Origin of the sequence: Amycolatopsis sp. La24, assembly GCF_029087445.1 — a bacterium.
In the GTDB taxonomy this organism is placed as follows: domain Bacteria; phylum Actinomycetota; class Actinomycetes; order Mycobacteriales; family Pseudonocardiaceae; genus Amycolatopsis; species Amycolatopsis nivea.
In genome coordinates, this window is record NZ_JARACH010000056.1 from 14,724 (window position 1) to 34,270 (window position 19,547).

The 19,547-nt window shown below is 71.5% G+C and carries 15 protein-coding genes; 4 read left to right on the plus strand and 11 right to left on the minus strand.

Features of this window, described 5'->3' with window-relative positions; genetic code table 11:
* Positions 1–19: 19 nt before the first annotated feature.
* Positions 20–3,391 carry a translation initiation factor IF-2 N-terminal domain-containing protein gene (locus tag PUT80_RS35725; protein WP_275294781.1) on the minus strand — a complete coding sequence of 1,124 codons (3,372 nt, stop codon included), beginning with the start codon at positions 3,389–3,391 and terminating at the stop codon, positions 20–22.
* 511 nt (positions 3,392–3,902) lie between these two features.
* Here PUT80_RS35725 and PUT80_RS35730 point away from each other — a divergent pair.
* On the plus strand, positions 3,903–5,333 hold the full coding sequence (locus PUT80_RS35730; protein WP_275294782.1) for a S8 family serine peptidase: 1,431 nt from the start codon (positions 3,903–3,905) through the stop codon (positions 5,331–5,333).
* A gap of 21 nt (positions 5,334–5,354) precedes the next feature.
* On the opposite strand, the gene PUT80_RS35735 is transcribed toward PUT80_RS35730, so the two are convergent.
* From PUT80_RS35735 to PUT80_RS35770, 8 genes are all read right to left on the minus strand, one after another.
* The gene (locus tag PUT80_RS35735; RefSeq protein WP_037814200.1) at positions 5,355–6,194 is read right to left on the minus strand and encodes an ABC transporter permease; all 840 of its coding nucleotides are present in this window, start codon (positions 6,192–6,194) and stop codon (positions 5,355–5,357) included.
* Complete coding sequence (locus tag PUT80_RS35740; RefSeq protein WP_037813768.1) at positions 6,194–6,997, minus strand: ABC transporter permease; 804 nt, start codon at positions 6,995–6,997, stop codon at positions 6,194–6,196. Before PUT80_RS35740 ends, PUT80_RS35735 begins: the two co-directional genes overlap by 1 nt.
* On the minus strand, positions 6,997–7,938 hold the full coding sequence (locus PUT80_RS35745) for an ABC transporter ATP-binding protein (protein WP_043837293.1): 942 nt from the start codon (positions 7,936–7,938) through the stop codon (positions 6,997–6,999). Before PUT80_RS35745 ends, PUT80_RS35740 begins: the two co-directional genes overlap by 1 nt.
* A gap of 159 nt (positions 7,939–8,097) precedes the next feature.
* Entirely contained in the window at positions 8,098–11,433 is a 3,336-nt protein-coding gene (locus PUT80_RS35750; RefSeq protein WP_275294783.1) for a phosphodiester glycosidase family protein, read from the minus strand.
* Positions 11,434–11,557: 124 nt separating this feature from the next.
* Positions 11,558–12,283, minus strand: a complete 726-nt coding sequence (locus PUT80_RS35755) for a maleylpyruvate isomerase family mycothiol-dependent enzyme (RefSeq protein ID WP_037813774.1) — start codon at positions 12,281–12,283, stop codon at positions 11,558–11,560.
* Between the two features lie 134 nt (positions 12,284–12,417).
* Positions 12,418–12,828 carry a nucleoside-diphosphate kinase gene (ndk, locus tag PUT80_RS35760; RefSeq protein ID WP_020660996.1) on the minus strand — a complete coding sequence of 137 codons (411 nt, stop codon included), beginning with the start codon at positions 12,826–12,828 and terminating at the stop codon, positions 12,418–12,420.
* Positions 12,829–12,898: 70 nt separating this feature from the next.
* The gene (locus tag PUT80_RS35765; protein WP_037813777.1) at positions 12,899–14,458 is read right to left on the minus strand and encodes an alkaline phosphatase D family protein; all 1,560 of its coding nucleotides are present in this window, start codon (positions 14,456–14,458) and stop codon (positions 12,899–12,901) included.
* A gap of 97 nt (positions 14,459–14,555) precedes the next feature.
* Positions 14,556–15,035 carry a GNAT family N-acetyltransferase gene (locus PUT80_RS35770; RefSeq protein ID WP_275294784.1) on the minus strand — a complete coding sequence of 160 codons (480 nt, stop codon included), beginning with the start codon at positions 15,033–15,035 and terminating at the stop codon, positions 14,556–14,558.
* A 53-nt stretch (positions 15,036–15,088) separates the two neighbouring features.
* Here PUT80_RS35770 and PUT80_RS35775 point away from each other — a divergent pair, with 53 nt between their 5' ends.
* A complete protein-coding gene (locus PUT80_RS35775; RefSeq protein WP_134663052.1) occupies positions 15,089–15,469 on the plus strand; it encodes a VOC family protein in 381 nt (126 codons plus the stop codon).
* Between the two features lie 40 nt (positions 15,470–15,509).
* Here PUT80_RS35775 and PUT80_RS35780 read toward each other — a convergent pair whose 3' ends face one another.
* Both PUT80_RS35780 and PUT80_RS35785 read right to left on the minus strand, forming a co-directional pair.
* Positions 15,510–15,926 carry a DUF4233 domain-containing protein gene (locus PUT80_RS35780; protein ID WP_275294785.1) on the minus strand — a complete coding sequence of 139 codons (417 nt, stop codon included), beginning with the start codon at positions 15,924–15,926 and terminating at the stop codon, positions 15,510–15,512.
* Positions 15,923–17,602, minus strand: a complete 1,680-nt coding sequence (locus PUT80_RS35785) for a folylpolyglutamate synthase/dihydrofolate synthase family protein (protein ID WP_275294786.1) — start codon at positions 17,600–17,602, stop codon at positions 15,923–15,925. The genes PUT80_RS35780 and PUT80_RS35785 overlap by 4 nt, the downstream gene beginning before the upstream one ends.
* 168 nt (positions 17,603–17,770) lie before the next feature.
* Here PUT80_RS35785 and PUT80_RS35790 point away from each other — a divergent pair, with 168 nt between their 5' ends.
* Together PUT80_RS35790 and PUT80_RS35795 are read left to right on the plus strand one after the other, a co-directional pair.
* Entirely contained in the window at positions 17,771–18,403 is a 633-nt protein-coding gene (locus PUT80_RS35790; protein ID WP_275294787.1) for a class I SAM-dependent methyltransferase, read from the plus strand.
* Positions 18,404–18,496: 93 nt separating this feature from the next.
* A complete protein-coding gene (locus tag PUT80_RS35795; RefSeq protein WP_037813795.1) occupies positions 18,497–19,372 on the plus strand; it encodes an SGNH/GDSL hydrolase family protein in 876 nt (291 codons plus the stop codon).
* The last annotated feature ends 175 nt before the right edge of the window (positions 19,373–19,547 follow it).

A 19,547-nucleotide genomic window follows, 5' to 3' on the forward strand; every position in this document is an offset into this window, starting at 1 on the left:
CCGGGGTACCCGTGGTGGATCAACTCTGGTCCGAAGCCTTCACCGGCGGCCCTGCCGGGCGCGAAGCGGCGCGGCGCGGACGGCGCCGGGTGCTGCGCACGGCCGGGGCCGGGACGTCGACCTCGGGTTCTTCGCTGGAGTCCGCTTCCGCGGCCTCCTTCGGGGCTTCCGCCTCCGGCGCGGCCTGGCTGGCCGCGGGCTCCGGCTGCTTCGCTTCCGGCTGCTGGACGGCGGCCGGGGCCTCCGTCTTGTCCTCGGCCTTGTCCGGCGCGGCGGCCTGCTCGACCGGCTGCTTGGCCGTCTCCTGGTCCTTCGCTTCGGCCTCTGGAGCGTGGTGCTCGTGCTTCGCCTTGGACGCGTTGGCCATGGCCTGCACCGCCGACACCACGGATTCGCGCTGCACCGGAGTCGGCGCCGGGGCGGCCTGCTCCGGCTTGGGCTCGGAGTGCTGCTCCTCGCCCTTGCCGCGGCCGCGGTTGCGCCGCGAGCTCTTGGTGTCGCCGCCGCCGTGGCTGTGGCCGTTGTGCCCGTTGCCGCCGTTGTGGCCGTTCCCGTTGCCTCCGCCGCCGGTGCGCTGCGGTTCGGTGGACACGACGACGCCGCGGCCCTTGCAGTGCTCGCACGGTGTGGAGAACGCCTCGAGCAGCCCGGTGCCGATCTTCTTGCGCGTCATCTGCACCAGGCCGAGCGACGTGACCTCGGCCACCTGGTGCCGCGTGCGGTCCCGGCCGAGGCATTCGGTGAGCCTGCGCAGCACCAGCTCGCGGTTGGACTCGAGCACCATGTCGATGAAGTCGATGACGATGATGCCGCCGATGTCCCGCAGCCGCAGCTGGCGGACGATCTCCTCCGCCGACTCCAGGTTGTTGCGGGTCACCGTCTCCTCGAGGTTGCCGCCCGAGCCGGTGAACTTGCCGGTGTTGACGTCGATGACGGTCATCGCCTCGGTGCGGTCGATGACCAGGTAGCCGCCCGAGGGCAGCCAGACCTTGCGGTCGAGCGCCTTGGTGATCTGCTCGTCGATCCGGTGGTCGGCGAACGCGTCGCCGGTGCCGGTGTAGCGCTTGAGCCGGTCGGCGAGGTCGGGCGCGACGTGCTGGACGTAGTCGTTGATCGTGTCCCAGGACCGGCTGCCCTGGACCTCCAGCTTGACGAAGTCCTCGGTGAAGAGGTCCCGCACGACCTTGACCAGCAGGTCCGGCTCTTCGTAGAGCATGGTCGGCGCGCTGCCCTTCTTGCCGGAAGCGGCCGCCGCCTTGTCCTTGATGACGTCCCACTGCGCCTTGAGCCGGTCGACGTCGCGGCCCAGCTCCTCCTCGCCGATGCCCTCCGACGCGGTGCGGATGATGACGCCCGCGTCCTCCGGGACGATCCGCTTGAGGATGTCCTTGAGCCTGCGCCGCTCGTTCTCCGGCAGCTTGCGGGAGATGCCGGTGGCCCCGCCCGCGGGGACGTAGACGAGGAAGCGGCCGGGCAGCGAGATCTGCGTGGTGAGCCGGGCGCCCTTGTGCCCGACCGGGTCCTTGGTGACCTGCACCAGGACGCTGTCGCCGGTGGAGAGCGCCTGCTCGATCTTGCGCGCCTTGCCTTCCAGCCCGGCCGAGTCCCAGTCGACCTCGCCGGCGTAGAGCACGGCGTTGCGGCCGCGGCCGATGTCGATGAACGCGGCCTCCATGCTGGGCAGCACGTTCTGGACGCGGCCGAGGTAGACGTTGCCGACGATCGAGCCGGTGCCCGACGACGTCAGGAAGTGCTCGACCAGGACCCCGTCCTCGAGCACGGCGATCTGCGTGGAGTCGCCCTTCTCGGCGACGACCATGGTGCGCTCGACCGACTCGCGGCGGGCGAGGAACTCGGCCTCGGACAGGATCGGGGCGCGGCGGCGGCCCGCCTCGCGGCCGTCGCGGCGGCGCTGGCGCTTGGCCTCCAGCCGCGTGGAGCCGCGGACGCTGCGCACCTCGTCGCGCGCCGGGCGCTCGGCCTCGGCGGCCTTGGCCTGGCGGACGTGCGTGACGGTGTTCGGCGGGTCGTCGGTGCCGGTCGTCTCGGACCCGTCGTCGTCCCCGCCCTTGCGACGGCGGCGACGGCGGCGGCGCTTGCTGCCGCCGTCGGACTCGGCGTCGTCGTCGGACTCCGCCTCGGCGTCGCCCGCCTCGTCCGGCTTTTCGGTCTTGTCCTTGGTGTCCTTGGCGTCTTTGCCGCCGTCTTTGGCACCTTTGTCCTGCTGGTCTTCGGAGGTTTCGTCCTCGTTCTCGGACTGGGCCTCGTCGCCGCCCTTGCCCCGGCCGCGGCCGCGGCGTCCGCGACGGCGCCGGCGACGGCCGCTCGCGTCGTCGCCGTCCTCGTCGGAACGCTCGTCGCGGGCTTCGCCGGAGGTGTCTTCCTCAGCGGTTTCGGCGGTGCGGTCGGGGCGCTCGGCCTGCGCCGGAGCCTCGCCGACGCCGAACAGCGGCTCGGGCTTGCTCCGCGTCTGCTGCGCGGGCTCGGGCGGCAGGAAGACCGGCGAGGGCGCGGCGAAGACCGGCACGTGCACCGGGCCGCGGGCCGGGGTGGCCTGCTCGGTTTCCTGCTGGTCGGCCGGGATCGCGGGCGCGACGGCGCGGCGCGAGCGACGGGTCCGGGTGCGCTTCTCGCCCGATTCCTGAGCGGCTTCCGGCTCGGCGGATTCGGCCGAGAACGGGCGGGCCGACCAGCCGGGGGCGGCGGCGCTGGCTTCCGAGGCGGCTTCCGGAGCGGTGCTCTGCTCAGCGGCGGTTTCCGGCGCGGGGGTTTCCGAGGCGGTGCCCGCTGCCTGCGCGGCGGTCTCCGGCGCGGTGCCCGTCGCGTCCGCGGCGGTTTCCCGCGCGGTGCCAGCTGCCTGCGCGGCACCTTCCGGCGCGGTGCCCGTCGCCTGCGCGGCGGCGGCTTCCGGGGCGGCGGATTCGCTCGGAGCAGCGCCCTGGTCGGCGGCTTCGGAGGACGCGGGGGCCGGTGCGGCGGAGTCGTCCTGCGCGGCAGCACCCTGGGTGGCTTCCGGGGTCTCGTTCTCCTGCGAAACGCCGCCCTGGGCGGCGGCGTCCGAAGCAGCGGCCGTCTGGGCGGCATCGCCGCCCTGGGCGTCCGCGGTCGCCTGGTCGCTGGCCTGCTCGGCGGCGTCGCCGGTCTCGCCCGAGGCCTCCGCGTCGAGGATGACCGCGACGCGGTGCGCGACCTCCTTGGTCACGCTCGACTGGGCGCTGCGGGGGCTCTCCCCCAGCTCGGCGAGCTTGCCGAGCAGGTCGCGGCTGCTCAGGCCGAGCAGCTTCGCCAGCGCGTGCACGCGGATGCGCGGCGGCAGCTCGCCCAGCCTGCTGGTCGTGGGTGCGACGGTATTCCCGCCGGTCTGATCGGCGGGTGTGTCCGCGTTCGACATATGTCTCCTCCGCCCCCGGGCGCGTCAGCCGGTTCGCACCGGTGGTGACGCGGCCGCGCAGGGGCCCTTTCTGTTCCGTGCCCGCCGTGGTGGTGACCAGCGGCGGGAATCCTGCTGGCAGCCGTGCGGTCCGCCGGGTCGGCGGCCGCTCGGTTCCTGGTCTGCTCGGCGGGGTGCCGGCCTGCTCGCGACCCCCGGGCCACCCGCCACGACATCGACCTTGGCCCGGCCTCCCGGGGGCGACGCGCGTGGTGCCGGTCCGGCACTCCTCCGGGCCGCTCACGACGCGAGCGGGATGCCCGTCGGCGCAGCGGCCAACGCGAGTATCCCACACCCGGGGGGACACCCGGTGTAGTCGGTGTCCCGCGCCAGGCGCCCGGGCGTGCCGCGATCATGCGCCCGGGCTAACTTCCGCGCTTCGCTTGTCGCGCCGGGCCCGGGGTGGTTAGCGTGCGGGCTCGGGCGCTCGCGCGGGGCGCCCGGCACAACCCTGCGCGCGGTGGGAGGTCCGGTGTCTGTGCTGGCGCGGCCGCTGCGGGCGGCCGTGTGCTCCCTCCTGGTCCTCGCCGGCTGCGCGGCGGTCTCCCCGGCCGCCGTCGCGAGCCCCGGATGCGCCTCGGGCGGGCGGGCGGTGCGCTACGTCGTCGCGTTCGACCGCGGGACCCCGGAATCTTCCGCCCGCCAGCAGGCGAGCGCGGGCTGCGGGCAGCTCGTCGGCTACTACCCGCAGATTTCCGTGGCGGTCGTCACGTCAGCCGATCGGGCGTTCGCGGACCGTCTCGGCCCGGAGCGGGCGTTCAGCGCGCAAGCCACCCGGACAGCCGCCGAACAGCCAGGTGCCGCCGCCCAGCCCGCTCGAGCCACACTCCCGCTCAGCGACCCGGCGCGAGTGCCCGCGGCGGACCTCTCCTCGCAGCAATGGGACATGAACCTGATCGGTGCCCCGGCCGCGCACCAGGTCACCGAAGGCAGTCGCTCAGTGGTCGTCGGCGTCCTGGACTCCGGCGTCGACCCGAAACACCCCGACCTCGCCGCAGCGATCGACCCGGACGATTCGGCGGGTTGTCTCACCGGCGTCCCGGACCCGAGCCCGGCCGCGTGGCAGCCGACGACCTCCGCGCACGGCACGCACGTCGCGGGCATCATCGCCGCGGCCGACGACCGCAAGGGCATCACCGGCGTCGCGCCGGGCGTGCGGATCGCGTCGGTGAAGGTGATCGACGACCGCGGTTACGCCGATCCCGAGGCGGCGGTCTGCGGGATCATGTGGTCGGCGGCGCGGCATCTGCCGATCGCCAACAGCAGCTGGTTCGTGAACCCGTGGTCGCTGTCCTGCGTGCGCGGCAACGACCGCGGCGTGGTGCACGAGGTGCTGGCGCGAGCCGTGGAGTACGCGACTTCCCAAGGCACGCTGAACGTCGCCGCCGCGACCAACGAGGCGGTCGACCTCACTCCGTCGGGCCGCTCGGGTTCGCCGTCCGCCGCCGGGAAGTGCGAGGCGCTGCCGGCCGGGCTGCGGGACGTGGTGACGGCGTCGGCGATCAGCCCGGACCGGGTGAAGTCGGGCTACAGCTCGTACGGGCTCGGTGTGGTCGATGTCACGGCCCCGGGCGGCGACGACGACCGCTGCGTGGTTTCGACCGTTCCGGGCGGTTACGCGCCGATGTGCGGGACGTCGATGGCCGCGCCGCACGTCGCCGGGGTGCTGGCGCTGCTCAAATCGGTGCATCCCACGTGGACGGCCGCCGAGCTGCGCCGTGCGCTGGACTCCCGCGCGACGTCCATGCCGTGCCCGGACGACTACGACCTCACCGGCGACGGCGCCCAGGACGCCTACTGCTCCGGCTACGACGGATACAACGGCTTCTACGGCCATGGTCTAGTCGACGCCCGGACCGCGGTGGCGCCCGCGCAGAACGGACTGCCCAGCCCGGCCCGCTGAGCCGCGTTCAGCGTTCGGTATTCAGGTAAGCAGCAGTTTCGCGATCCTCCTTGTCGCGCCCCAGATCCCGATCGCGGCGAGCACCAGCAGGTACGCCAGATTGCCGAGCATGCTCCAGGAGAAGATGCCGGTCGCGAGCCCGCGCATCAGCTCGATCCCGTGGTAGAGCGGGAAGCAGCGGACCGCCCACTGCAGCGCCTCCGGGTAGACCGTGATCGGGAAGAACGTGGTGGAGAACAGGAACATCGGCATCAGGACGAGCTGGATGTAGTCGAATTGCGACGTCGACTTCAGGAAGCTGACCAGCGCGATGCTGATGGCCGCGAACGCGAACGACACGAGCAGCGCGGCGGGCAGGAGCAGCAGCGCCCACCACGACGTGAGCAGCCCCATGACGCCGGTGACCGCCAGGAACGCGACCGAATACAGGCCGCCGCGCATCATCGCCCACGCGATCTCGCCGAGCGCGACGTCGAGCGGGCCGACCGGGGTCGCCAGCATCGCGTCGTACGTCTTGGCGTAGCGCAGTTTGAAGAACAGGTTGTACGTGCACTCGAAGACCGCGCCGTTCATCGCCGACGACGCCAGCAGCGCGGGCGCGACGAACGCGACATAGCTCATCGGCTGCCCGTCCGGCCCCGGCACGGTGGTGACCAGTTTGCCGAAGCCGACCTGGAACGCGAGCAGGTAGAACAACGGCTCGAGCGCGCCGGACGCGAGCATCGTCCACGACCGTCCGTAGACGGTGAGCGCGCGTTCGATCAACGCGGTGGCGCGGCCGCTGTACATGCCCGCGGGCAGGACGCGGAGCAGAATTCCGCGCCGCTGCGGGAGAATCGGGGCGCTCTGCAGGTCGGTCATCACGCCACCAGCCGTCGGTAGAAGCCGCGGTGCGCGATCGTCCAGCCGATCGCCACCAGTGCTGCCAGATACGCAAGGTGCCCGAGCACCGGGAGCAGCTCCCGCCCGCCGAGCGTGGCGGCGCGGGAAAGCTCGGTGCCGTGCCACAGCGGGGAGATCCAGGCGAGCCAGCGCAGGTACAGCGGCAGCTGGGTGATCGGGAAGAACGTGCCGGAGAACAGGGTCATCGGGATGACGACGAACCGGAAGATCAGCCCGAACCGCTGTCCCTCGTCGAAGGTCCACGCCGCCAGCCCGGCGATCAGCGATCCGCACGCGAGCCCGGTGAGGACGCCGACGAGGACCACCAGCAGCGCCCCCGCGTTGTCCCAGGCGCCGAACAACCACGCGATGAGGGCGTAGACCGTGCCGGAAAGGGCGAGCCGCAGCATGGTCCAGATCTGGTGCCCGCCGAGGACCTGGCCCGGGGACACCGGCGTCGCGGTGACCGCCAGATAGTCCTTCTGCCATTTGAATCCGCTGAGGACCGGATAACTCGATTCGCTGACGCCTTGCTGCGCCGCGCCGGCGACGAGCAGCGCCGGGGCGACGTACACCAGGTACGACACCCCGCCGGTCGCCGGACCGGCTTTGACCTGCGATCCGAACCCGAGCCCCATCGCGGCGAGGAACAGCACCGGTTGCAGGCCGGTGGAGTAGAGCGTGCTGAGCCAGTGCCTGCGGTACCAGGTCCAGTAGCCCTCGACTCGCAGCCAGGCGCCGTGGAACCGGCCGACGACGCGGCCGGTGGCTGGAATGGTCATCAGTCCACCAACGTCCGGCCGGTGAGGCGGAGGAAGACGTCCTCCAGGGAACTGCGCCGGACCAGGCTCGACAACGGGCGCAGGCCGCGTTCGTGCGCGCGCTCGAGGGTGGCCTCGCCGGTCATCGTGTAGAGCAGCACGCGGTCCGGGAGGACCTCGACGCGCTCGGCCAGCCCGTCCAGCCGGTCGGCCGCGTCCTGCTGCTCCCCCGGCGCGAACCGGAGCTCGACCACTTCCCGGGTGGAATGCCGCGCGATCAGGTCGGCGGGCGAGCCTTCCGCGGCGATCCGGCCGCCGTCCATGACTACAAGCCGGTCGCAGAGCTGTTCCGCTTCGTCCATGTAATGGGTGGTGACGATGAGCGTGGTGCCGCGGGCCTTGAGCCGGAAAAGCCGGTCCCACAACAGATGCCGTGCCTGCGGATCGAGCCCGGTGGTCGGTTCGTCGAGCAGCAGCAATTCCGGATCGTTCACCAGCGACCGGGCGATGGTGAGCCGCCGCTTCATGCCGCCGGACAGGGAATCGACCGGTTTCTCGGCACGGTCGGACAGCTGCGCGAACTCCATCAGCTCGACCGCCTTCCGCCGCACGTGGGCGCGGGAAAGGCCGAAATAGCGGCCGTAGACGTGCAGGTTCTGCCGGACGGTGAGCTCCACGTCGAGGTTGTCCTCCTGCGGCACCACGCCCAGGCGCGCGCGGATCCGCGGCCCGTCCGCGTTGGGGTCCATGCCGAGGACGCGCAGATCGCCGTCGCTGCGCGGGGACACGCACGCGATCATCCGCATCGTCGACGACTTCCCCGCGCCGTTGGGCCCGAGGAAGCCGAACGCCTCCCCTCGCCGCACCTCGACGTCGATGCCGCGGACTGCCTCGAATTCTCCGAACCGTTTGACCAGCGCCTTCGCTTGCACGAGGGCTGGTTCCGATGCCGACTCTCCCACGAGGAACGACAGTAGAGGGAGGCACCGACAATTCTCGACCGGTTTCCCCGCCGCGGGTACGGAATCCGGGTGGATCTCCGGCCGGGAACAGGGAAACGACGAGCCCGCGGCCCAGCGAAAAGGCGGGGCGGCCCGAAGACCGCCCCGCCCCTCAAAAACTCAGCGCACCGTCAACGACACCGACCGGGACACCCCGTTCACCGTCACCGAGATCTCCGCCGTCCCCGGGCGCAGCCCCCGCACCGTCCCGGTGGCCGGGTCGAACGACACCACGTCCCACGGCGCGGGCGGCCAGCTGCCGATGTGCACCCCGCGACCGCCCCAAGCCGCGCTCACCGGGTACGCCACCGGAATCGACCGGCCCTCCTGCGTCACCGCGGCGATCACCTTTCCGGTGCCGCCCCACGAAAGAGTGCCCGGGCCGGTCACCGTCAGCGCGTCGACGTTCGGGCGCGTTTCGAAGCGCACCGGCTGGCCGCGGTCCGAGGGGTCCACTCGCACCAGGGTCCAGCCGACGAAGCCGCCGTCGCCGGGGGCCGCGGCGGGGGTCTTGCCCGAGTTGCCGTTCACCAGGTACGGCACGCCGTCCGTGCGCGACAGGCCGAACACTCCCGCGTGCGAAGCCAGCGAGGCGGCCGGTTTTCCGGACTTCTCCTCGAAACCGGTCAGCCACGTCTGCAGCAGCGCGGCCTCCTTCCGGTCGCCCAGCTGCGAATTTCCGGTCGGGCTCGGGTCCTTCACCGGATGGTGCATCGCGACGACCACACCCCGCACGGAACGGTCTTTCGCCGCGTTGTCGAGCGCGTCGCGCAGCATGTGCACCTGGTCGAATCCGCCCGCACGCAGCGAGCCGCGCGAGGAATCCATCAGGATCAGCCGCACGCCGTGGACGTCGACCACGCGGTGCGTTTCCCCGAACGCGTCCTGGAAGTTCTTCAGGCCGTTGCCGCCCTCGGCTTCGTGGTTGCCAGGCACGTAGTACCAGGGGACGCGGCCGTCCAGCTCTTCGGTGATGATTTTGCGGGCCAAGACGAAGTCCGGCGCGGTCCCGCGGTCCACGAAGTCGCCGTTGATCAGCACGAGATCCGGTTTCGCGGCAACCGCCTCGCGCAGTGCCCGGCGTGCTTGGGCGACGAGCGGGCCGTCCGGAGCGTCAGCGGTGAACTGGGCGTCGCTGACGACCGCGATCTTCAGGCCGCCCTTGCCGAGCATGCCGTTGGCGACCAGCGCCGGGTCCGGGACGGCCGGATCGTGCGGCACGGCCGTGGTCGGCGCGACCTCGAAGGTGAGGTCGTTGAACACCAGTCTGCCCTCGTACTGCTTGCCCGCCGCGGTTTCCACGGCATAGAACCGGGTGAGGCGCTGCCCGTCGGGCAATCCGGCGGGCACCGCGGCGGTCACGTACCGCCAGCCGGTCCAGTTCACGCTCAGCGCGAGGTCCACAATGGACGCGGTGTTGGCGCCGTCGCGGAGTTCCGCGCGGATCCAGGCGCCCTTGCCGTCTCCGTTGATCCACATGCCGATCTTCTGCGTGCCAGCTGGAACCGCGATCGGGTTGGCAGCGTTGACATACGCGGCGCGCGTGGCAGTCGTGCCGGTGAGGCGGTAGTCGAGTGCCAGGCCCTTGCCGCCGTTGCGTCCCTCTGCCGACGAAAGCGCAGCACCGACGACGGCCGGATACACCGTGGCGGACCAGCCTTCCGGACCAGCTAGCGGTGCCGCGACCTTGGCTTCGGTGCCCACCGACGCCGCCAGGTGCATGGTCTTCCCGCCCGCGTGCACGGTGATCGCGGTGGCCCCGGAAGCGGTCTTCGCGGTGACTGCGAAACCCTTGCCCGACGGCTCGATCTTCACCACGGCGGGGTCGTATTCGAGCTTCACGTCCGACGGTTCGATCCAGGTGCCGTAACCGTCCGCGTCGTAGCCGTAGACCTGGAACTCGCCGCGCGCCTCCGCGCCCGAAAGCGCGACCTGCTTCGTGCTCGCGCCGAGGCGCACCGGCTTGCCCAGCACGGTCAGCTTCGTGCGGCCGTTCACGAAGTTCTGGTGCGCGGTGACCGTCACGTCGGCTCGCGCGTCCGGGTGCAGGAAGTCGGGCTGCGCGGTGAAAACGTTCTTTGTGACCGTGCCGCGGAACGGGTTCGACGTGGTCCAGAACGGGCGCGACGCCACTGCGGCACCCGTCTCGTCGTGGCCGTTCGGCACGAGCGCGCGGCTCAGGCCGGACAGCACGCGGGTCGAGTTGTCGCCCTCCTGTGCGGGCGCGGGAGCGAAACCAGTCAGCCGTCCGCTCCCGGCCACCGTCGCGAAGCCGATGCCGTTGGGCACCAAGCGTTCCCCGCCGTCCGAAGGCGAGTTGCGCACCGACGGCGCAGCCTCTCCTTCGTTGCGCGCGAGCAGCGTCGAGGAGCCGCCACCGTCGAGGTTGATCGCGTCGTCGGCACCCAACCGCTTCAGCTGCCGGGCCATTTCCAGCTCGGTCATCCCGCGGCTGTCGGCCTGGCGGCCATCCACCGTGACGAGCCACATCCGCTTGCCGTCAGCGGAAAAGCCGACGCCGGTACGCGGCGCGAGGGTGACGTCGTCAAGCTGCTGGAGCTGTCCGTCCTTCAGCAGGGTTTTGTTCCCGCCGACCGCGACCGCGATCTTGCCCGCGTCGGTCCGCGGCGCGTACGAAACGCCCACGCGATCACCGACGTGCAACGCCGACAACGCGTCCGCACCAGCTTCGCGACCGAGCAGCAGCGTGCTTCCCGCCGGGATCGGGCCGTCCGCGGGCTTCGGACGCACCTGCGTCACCACACCATCGCGGACCTCGACCTCGATGACCTTCTGCGCGCCGGCGACCGACGTCGCGCGCGCCGAAGCGCCCCAGAGCGGCGTGTAGACGCCGAGCGCGTCCTTGCCGAGCACCGGGCTGTTGAAGTTCGTGGCGGGGACAGCTCGGCCGTCCGGCAGCGTGACCGACGCTTCGAGGAAGATGTCGGCGAGCTTCGCGCGTCCCTCCGCGGTGATCGCCGCGGTGGTGTTGTGGCCGGACGCGGGCGCGTTGTGCAGCTCGCCGTTGTCGATGCCGACGCCGAGCGGCGCGCCGGAGGCGTTGATGTCGAAGAAATCGCCGTTGACGCCCGCGACCGCACCGGCGCGAGCGACCTGCTGAGACAGCGGGGTGCGCGCGGAAACGGTGCCCGGGCTGAGGTAAGTCGGCTTCAGGACCTTGCTGGTGAGGTCGACGCTCAGCGCGTCGCCGCGGATCCAGCCCTTCGGGTCGAAGCGGTCGAACTGAGTGAGGTTCAGACCAGGAGCCACCGCGTTGGTGGAGCTGCTGGTCTCGAGGCCGTCGTCGGCGGCGGGCGCCGCGGCGATCGCCGGGGCCTCCCGGGCCGAGGAGAAGGCGGAGGCGCTCTCGACCGGCGGCGGGCCGAGCGGAGCGGAGAGCGGGTCGGCATGCGCAGGTGTGGCCAGCGTCAGCACGAGCAGGGCGCTGAGCAGCACGGATCTTGATCTTTTCACCAGGTACCCCACGATCGCGAAAATGGCTCAGGTCAGCCAAATCCATCGGCGCGACCGCCGGAAGGCCCTGCGGTGAACGGGACCTGAATGGCGCAGGATTATCCGCTCAGGGGGTCATGCGCGCGGCGAGAAACTCCTTCGCGACAGCCTCGTCGCCGTCGATCTCCGGCTGCGCATCGGTGCGCTTCCACAGCGACACCAGCAAATCCTGCGCCGGCGCCGCGACCGTGGCCAGCGCTTCGCCCTCGCCCAGCTCGGGCGGTTCGCCGGGCACAACGGTCCACGAGTGCCCGGTGTCGGTGGTGCGCAACGTGATCGGCGCGGCCAGCGGAACCTCGTGCTTCCAGCGCGCGACGCGCGGCAGCATCGTGCCCAGCACCTCGAAGACGCCGTCCGCGGCGATCAGCGGATCAAGCCGGGTCGTTGCGCCGCGTGCGCCGAACAAGTCGACCAAATGCACGGAAGTTTCGTGCACCTGACGGCGGAACCAGAACGCCTTCGTCTTCTCCGCGGCGCCGAAAACCCAGCACGCGTCGGCGGGATCGGCCGCGTCGAGCGCGTCCAGCAGCTCGGCCGCGCTCTCGGCGTACCAGGGCGCGAGGTCGCCGCTCGGCGTGACGTCGAATTCCTGCTTGCTCAGCTCTCCGGTGCGGACGATGCCGGCGGCCCACCGGTGCACGTTGCCCAGATGCGCGACGAGGTCGCGCTTGGTCCAGTCGCCGCAGTACGGGACCGGGTTGTCCAGGTCGCCCTCGGCTTCCGCGGCGAAGGCCTCGGTGAGCGAGCGCAGGTGCGGCAGGTAATCGCGCGGCGGCAGCGGCAGGGCAGTCACCGGTGGAGGTTAGCCGATGCGCCGAGTCCCCGGCAGCGGATTAAGCGGCCGGAAACACGAACGCCGGGCCGGGACCGCAGTCCCTGCCCGGCGTCCGCGAGGATCAGTGCCGGTTCAGTGCCGGTTCAGCCGGATCACAGGTCCGGGAACCACAGCTTCAGCTCGCGCTCGGCCGACTCCGGCGAGTCCGAGCCGTGCACCAGGTTGTACTGGGTCTCCAGCGCGAAGTCGCCGCGCAGGGTCCCCGGGGTGGCCTTCTCGACCGGGTCGGTGCCGCCGGCGAGCTGGCGGAACGCGGCGATCGCGCGCGGGCCCTCGACGGCCAGCGCGACGAGCGGGCCGGACGTGATGAACTCCAGCAGGTCGCCGAAGAACGGGCGCTCCTTGTGCTCCGCGTAGTGCTCCTCGGCGACGGAGCGCTCGACGGTGCGCAGTTCCAGCGCGGCCAGCTTCAGGCCCTTGCGCTCGATGCGCGAAACGACCTCGCCGACGAGGCCGCGCGCGACGCCATCGGGCTTGACGAGGACCAGCGTGCGTTCAGTCACGACGGTATTTCTCCTTGTGCGGATTCGTGTTATTCGGCGCTGAGCCTATCCGACGCGCCTGCCGGGCCGGTCAGCGCCGCTGCGGCTGCAGCGTCTTGGACCACAGCGAGGCCCCGGTCGCGTCGCGCAGGTCGACCGTCAGCGCCCCGCTCGCACCGTCCACATTCACCTCGCCGAAGTGCTGGAACCCTTGCACCGGCGAGGAATTCTGCGTCTGCGGCGCGTGCACGAAGACCGCTTCCGGGCCGAACGTCGGGTCGAGCTTGTTCGGGCCGAAGGCGCCGGCGTTGAGCGGGCCGGAGACGAATTCCCAGAACGGGTCGAAGTCCTGGAACGCGGCGCGCTCGGGCGAATAATGGTGCGCGGCGGTGTAGTGCACGTCGGCGGTCAGCCACACGACATTGCGCACGCGGTGGCGCGAGATCTGGTTCAGCACCCAGGCCAGTTCGGTCTCGCGGCCGCCGGGCGCGCCGGGCAGGCCGTTGGCGACCGCCTCGATGTCCTTGCCGTCCGGCACGACGAGGCCGATCGGCATGTCCGCCTGGACGATCTTCCAGGTCGCGGTGCTGCGCCGGAGCCCGTCGGCCAGCCAGCGGGCCTGCGCGTCGCCGAGGATGTGGCCGGCCTTGGTCTGGTCCGAGGTGTTGGCGTCGCGGTAGGTGCGCATGTCGAGCACGAACACCTCGACCCGGCTGCCGTAGCGGAAGCTCCGGTAGACCCGGCCGTCGACGGCCTGGCGGCGGTCGATCGGATGCCATTCGTGGAACGCCTGGAACGCGCGCTGGGCGAGCACATCGGCGCGTTTTTCGGTGTATTCGGGGCGGTCGTTGAGGATTTCGCCCGGATACCAGTTGTTGACGACCTCGTGGTCGTCCCACTGGACGTAGGCGGGCACCTCGGCGGCGAACCGGCGGAAATTGGCGTCGAGCCGGTTGTAGGCGTGCTGGCCGCGGTATTCGTCGAGGGTTTCGGCGACCTTCGACTTCTCCGGCGTCACGATGTTGTGCCAGGTGCCTGCGCCGCTGGGGAGCGTGACGGTTTCGGTGAGCGGGCCGTCGGCGTACACCGTGTCGCCGCTGTGCAGGAAAAGGTCCGGGCGGCGGTCGGCCATCGCGGAGAAGATCGTCATGCCGCCGAGTCCTGGGTTGATGCCGTAGTTCTGGCCGACGACGTCGCCGCTCCACAGGATCCGCGTGTTCGCGCGGCCGACCGGCGCGGTGGCGAACCGGCCGGCGACCGGCTCGCTCGCACCGCGGCCGTCGAGGTCCACGGCGGTGACGCGGTAGTGGTATTCGGTGCCCGGGGCCAGCCCGGCGACGCGCACCTTGCCGGTGCCGCCGGTGGCGGGCGTGACGAACGGGCCGGGCACCCGGCGGGCGTGCCGGAACGACGGGTCGCGCGCGACCTCGACCATCAGCCGCGCCGGCCGGTCGGCCCGCGACCACACGATGCCGGAGCCGGTGGTCACGTCCCCGGACGCGACGCCGTGGGCGAGCACCGGACGGTCGCGGCGGACGAGCGGGGCGGACGAGGCGGAGCCGGGCAGCAGCAGCCCGCCTGCCGCGGCGAGCGCGGGGACGGCGATCCCGGCTTTGAGCACCGAGCGCCGGGAAGGGGTCGTTTCGGTCATGGCGGCCGTTCTATCCGGCGACCACGGCCAAGCGGCCAACTCGGGCTGGCCGCCGGGTGAACGGCTCACCCGGCAGGAGGAAGCTCACAGCCGGCCGTCACGCTCGGTGTGCTTCCCGAACCATCTCGTGCTCGCACTCGCTCGGTCCGGACAGCGGACGCTCCACGAACCCGTGCCGTTCGTACAGCGCCATGGCGTGCTCGTTGCCGCCCGCGACGCGCAACGCCAGCTCGCCCGCCCCGCGCCCTTCGCTCCAGCGCACGACGGCCCGGACGAGCGCGTCCCCGACTCCCCTGCCGCGCGCCGGCGGGGCGACCCACATCGACAGCAGCTCGGCTTTGTCGCCGCGTTCGGAAAGGTGCCCGCTGACCATCCCGGCCGGAACGCCGTCGAGGTCGGCCAGGACGTTGAGCGACACGTCGCGCAGCCGGGCCCGCCAGCGCGGTTCGGCGTCGCCTTCGCCTTGCCAGTCCGCGAGTGCCGAGCTGAACGCCCCCGGGTCCTCGCGCAGCGCCGCCAGCCGGAGGTCGCGCCACTCCGCCCAGTTCTCCACGCTCAGCTCGCGCACCACGATCACACTTGCACCGTCGCCGTGGCGGCCCGGCCGTTACATCGGAATAGGGTGAAACCATGCGCATCGACCGGCTCGACCACCTCGTCCTCACCGTCGCCGACCTCGGTGCGACGGTCGATTTCTACACACGCGTCCTCGGCATGACCGAGGTGACGTTCGGGGCCGGCCGCAAGGCGCTGGTGTTCGGCGCCAGCAAGATCAACCTGCACGAGGCCGGGCACGAGTTCGAGCCGAAGGCGGACCGGCCGACGCCGGGCAGCGCGGACCTGTGCCTGATCACGGCCGATTCGCTGGAACAGGTCGTCGAGGACCTCGCGACGCACGGGGTGCCGGTCGAGGAGGGCCCGGTCGACCGCACGGGCGCGACCGGGCCGATCCGCAGCGTGTACTTCCGCGACCCGGACCGGAACCTGATCGAGGTCAGCGTCTACCGCTGAGCCGCACCTCGCGCGAGTGCGGCGGCACAGAGCGCGGGGCTCAAGCCTGCGGCTGCTGCTGGCTCGGCAACGTGCCCGCCGCCATCCGGCGCGCGACGTCGCGGCGCAGCCACAGGAACCACACGAACGCGGCCAGGAAGATGACGCCGATGATCGCGATCGCGGGCTGGGTGATCCCGATCCCGATGATCGCCAGTTGCAGCAGCAGGATCACCGGCACCGCCCAGACGTGCTTGAGCATCCCGCACAGCACGATCAGCACCACGGCCAGTGCGATGACCGTCCAGCCGGTGAAGCTGGTGATGCCGCCGCCGAGCTTGGCGACCACCGGCAGCGCGAGCGCGACGGTGATCGCTTCCATGATCAGCGTGCCCGCCATGACGCCGCGGAAGCCCTTCATCGGGTCCTTCGCGGGCGGCTTCACCGGCGTATCGGGCGTTTGCGGGGTTTCGCTCATGCCGGCTCCTTCCCGAACAGCGTCCGCGCGTCGCCCGCGGTGACCACGGAGCCGGTCACCAGCACGCCGCCGCCCGCGAGCGGTTCCTCCGGGTCGTCGTTCTGCTCCACGAGGCCGATCGCGGTCTCGATCGCGGTCTCCAAGTCGGGTTCGGCGAGCACGCGGTCCTCGCCGAAGATCGACGCGGCCAGTTCCGCCAGGTCCTCGACCGGCAGCGACCGCGGCGACGAACTGCGCGTGACCACGACGTCGGAGACCACCGGCTCCAGCGCGTCGAGGATGCCGCGCGCGTCCTTGTCGGACAGCACGCCGACGACCGCGACGAGCCGGCGGAAGTTGAACTCGTCGGTGATCGTCGTGGCGAGCGCCCGCGCGCCCATCGGGTTGTGCGCCGCGTCGACCAGCACCGCCGGGGCGGCCCGCACGCGTTCGAGCCTGCCCGGGTTCTCGACCTCGGCGAACGCCTCGCGCACCGCCTCGACCACGAGCTGCTTGTCTTTGCCCGCCCCGAAAAACGCCTCGACCGCGGCCAGCGCGAGGGCCGCGTTCGCCGCCTGGTGCGCGCCGTGCAGCGGCAGGAAGATCTCGTCGTAGACGCCGCCGAGGCCCTGCAGCTTCAGCATTTGCCCGCCGACCGCGACCTCGCGTTCGAGCACGCCGAACTCGCTGCCCGCGCGCGCCACCGCGGCGTCGACCTCGACCGTGCGCTTCAGCAGGACGTTCAGCACCTCGGGGTCCTGCTCGCCGATCACCGCGACCGACCCGGGCTTGATGATCCCGGCCTTCTCCGCGGCCGCGTCGACCGCCGTCGGGCCGAGGTATTCGGTGTGGTCCAGCCCGATCGGCGTGATGACGGCGACCTGGGCGTCGGCGACGTTCGTCGCGTCCCACGCGCCGCCCATGCCCGCCTCGAGCACCGCGGCCTCGACCGGCGCGTCGGAGAACGCCGCGAACGCCATCCCGGTGAGCACCTCGAACTTGCTCATCGGCACCCCGTCCTCGCTCGCGCCGTCCACCATCGCCACGTACGGCGCGATGTCCTGGTACAGCTCGGCGTAGCGGGCGGCGGAGATCGGCCGTCCGTCGAGAGCGATCCGCTCGGTGACCAGCTGCAGGTGCGGGCTCGTGTAGCGGCCCGAACGCAGACCCATCCGGGTCAGCAGCGAATCGACCATCCGCGCGACCGAGCCCTTGCCGTTCGTGCCCGCGACGTGCACCACCGGGTAGCCGTGGTTGGGCTCGCCGAGCAGCGTCATCAGCGCCTGGATCCGGGCGAGCGACGGTTCGAGCTTCGTTTCCGGCCAGCGCTGGTTCAGCTCGGCCTCGGCGGCCATCAGGTCGCGGCGGGCCTCCGGGCCGTTCTCGTCGCCGAACTCGGCGGGCGCGCCCTCGTCGTCGAGTTCGTGCAGCTCAGTGCCCTCTTCGACGGACAGGTCCGGGACCGGGCCGAGCGCCAGGTTGTCGCCGAGCTGGCCGATGCCGCCGATCCCGCCGCGCGCACCGCCGCCGACGGTGTAGGCCGCGTCCGGCGCGTCGAGGTCCGGCTCCAGCTCGTTCCCGGGATCGTCCTCGTCGTCGCTGTGCGCGAGCGCGCCCAGTTCGTCGACCCCCGCGAAACTGTCCGGATCGGCGAGATCCGGCCGCCGGGTCTCCTCGGGCTCCTCACCGCGCGGCACTCGTGCACTCCTTGAAGTCGCTGTCCCGGCGCGGTCGCGCGACCGGGAAGACCAGGCGAAAGGTTCGGCCTGGCACACCGTCGAGCGTACCCGGGGCCGCCGCGCGCCCAGCGCCCCCGGGGCTTCGGCGTGATCGCGCCCGCGGGGATCCGTGGCAAGGTCGGGCGCATGCCCTTCGACCACAACCACCACTACCACCCGGCCCTGCTCCGCCTCCTGCCGCCGGGCCCCGGCCGCGCCCTGGACGTCGGCTGCGGCGACGGCCGGTTCGCCCGCAAGCTGGCCGCCGCCGGCATGACCGTCGAAGGCATCGACACGTCGGCGGAAATGATCACCCGCGCGATGTCCGCCGGTTCGCCAGGACCAGGCACCGCGGAGTACCGCCGTGCAGACGTGACGACCGACCCCCTGGAACCCGAGGCGTACGCGTACATCTCCTGCCTGGCCTCCCTGCACCACGTCCCGTTCGAAACCGTCACGAGACTGCGCGACGCCCTCGCCCCCGGCGGCGTCCTCGCCGTCCTCGGCTGCGCCCGCCCGAGCCACCCCGGCGACTACGCCCGCGAACTCGTCGCCGTCCCCGCGAACCTCGCGGCCAGGCTGATCGTCTTCGCCGGCGACCGCCTCAACGGCGGCCCGGACCCGGTCGCCAAGGCCCCGGTGCACATGGAATTCCCGCCCTTGACCGACGTCCGCCGCGACGCCGCCCGCCTGCTTCCCGGCAGCACGGTCCGCCCGCTGGTCTTCTGGCGGTACCTGCTGACCTGGCGGAAACCCGCAGATCACCCAGCAGCCGGGTGAAAAGCCGCCCCGACCACCCGATCGGCGGAGAGCGCTCGCGCCCCGCGTGCCGAAAGGTAAAGCGGGTCGACCGCTAGGGAGGACGGGTTCCGCATGCGCACCATCCGAATCGTGCTGGCCGCGATCGCGGCCATCGCACTGCTTCTGTCGACGGCAGCGGCCGCGAGCGCCGCGCCCCGGCACTACCGTCATTACGTCGCCTTGGGCGACTCGTACACGTCGGGCCCGCTCATCCCGCTGCCCAGGCTGGATCCGTTCGGCTGCTTCCGCTCGACGTCCAACTACCCGTCGATGGTCGCGGACTCCCTGGACGTGGACCGCTTCACCGACGTCAGCTGCGGCGGCGCGAACACCTCGCACATGACCGCCCCGCAAAGCGTGCCGCTGGGCCAGAACGCCCCGCAGTTCTCCGCACTGCGCCCCGACACCGACCTGGTGACGGTCGGCATCGGCGGCAACGATTCGGGCCTGTTCGGCAAACTGGTGGACACCTGCCCGACCCTGCGCGCCTCGGACCCGACCGGAAACCCGTGCCAGAAGCACTTCACCGTCGACGGCGTGGACACGATCAAGGCGCTGCTCCCGAAGACGCAAGCAGCCATCCAGCAAGTACTGGCCGGAATCCACGCCCGCTCGCCGCACGCGAAGGTGCTGGCCATCGGCTACCCGCGCATCGCCCCCGCAGAAGGCTATTGCCCGAACGTCCTGCCCTTCGCGAACGGCGACTACGCCTGGCTCTCGAGCGTGGAAGAAGCCCTGAACGCAGCAGTGAGCAACGCAGTAGAAGCGGACGGCCAATCGTCCTATGTGGACACCTACACGCCGTCCTTCGGCCACGACGCCTGCCAAGCCCCCGGCGTCGCCTGGATCAACGGCAAAGACCTGAACCTGCTGGCCGCCGCCCCCTACCACCCGCTCTACGCGGGAATGGAAGGCGAAGCAAAGGTAATCCGCCAACAACTCCGCTAAAACCGAGTGAGGGGAACCCTGAGGGAATCTGATTCCCTCAGGGTTCCCCTCACGGCTCTAAACCGGCACCGACGCACCCAACTCGAGGTGCACCCACACCACCCCCGCACCCCGATACGAAGCCAAAATGCGGACGGCGGGTGCTTGTCAAGGCATCTTTCCCGCCTTGACAAGC

Bases quoted from the DNA above. Each gene is read 5' to 3' on its own strand.
- PUT80_RS35780 (WP_275294785.1), bottom strand. From the start codon at position 15,926: ATGAGCGAAACCCCGCAAACGCCCGATACGCCGGTGAAGCCGCCCGCG.
- PUT80_RS35775 (WP_134663052.1), top strand. From the start codon at position 15,089: ATGCGCATCGACCGGCTCGACCACCTCGTCCTCACCGTCGCCGACCTC.
- PUT80_RS35725 (WP_275294781.1), bottom strand. From the start codon at position 3,391: ATGTCGAACGCGGACACACCCGCCGATCAGACCGGCGGGAATACCGTC.
- PUT80_RS35740 (WP_037813768.1), bottom strand. From the start codon at position 6,997: ATGACCATTCCAGCCACCGGCCGCGTCGTCGGCCGGTTCCACGGCGCC.
- PUT80_RS35765 (WP_037813777.1), bottom strand. From the start codon at position 14,458: ATGACCGAAACGACCCCTTCCCGGCGCTCGGTGCTCAAAGCCGGGATC.
- PUT80_RS35795 (WP_037813795.1), top strand. From the start codon at position 18,497: ATGCGCACCATCCGAATCGTGCTGGCCGCGATCGCGGCCATCGCACTG.
- PUT80_RS35790 (WP_275294787.1), top strand. From the start codon at position 17,771: ATGCCCTTCGACCACAACCACCACTACCACCCGGCCCTGCTCCGCCTC.
- PUT80_RS35735 (WP_037814200.1), bottom strand. From the start codon at position 6,194: ATGACCGACCTGCAGAGCGCCCCGATTCTCCCGCAGCGGCGCGGAATT.